Genomic DNA, 384 nt, shown 5'->3' on the forward strand with positions numbered 1-384 from the left:
TAAGTGTTTTAACAAATGGTTATAGGCAATGGTAGAAAGGTCATCAAATTTAAAATCGTAGATATACATTGAAAAACCTTTTTCAATTTGTTGCTTGATATAATTGTTTACAATGGCATACGATTTACCCGAACCAGGCGTACCCAAAACAATAGTTGCACGAAAAGGGTTGATTACATTGATCCAACCCTCGTTCCATTGTTGGTTGTAATAAAACAAAGTAGGTAAATTAACAGAAAACTCATTTTCCATAAGTTGTGTTTCTTGCATAAAAGATTCGTTTTCGATATTGAAAACATCTTCCATAAGATTACTTTTCAATAATCGGCTCATCCAAGCTCCAGCCATAAGTAGCGATATAAATCCGGCGGAAGTAGTCAATAT

Annotated in this window: 1 pseudogene; it reads right to left on the minus strand. The window is 33.6% G+C overall.

What is annotated here, in order from left to right:
* Positions 1-384 (minus strand): annotated as a pseudogene (locus VQ048_RS12770) (conjugal transfer protein TraG); the annotation flags it as partial.

The sequence above is a fragment of the Bergeyella anatis genome (assembly GCF_036016955.1).
GTDB lineage: Bacteria > Bacteroidota > Bacteroidia > Flavobacteriales > Weeksellaceae > JAYWXI01.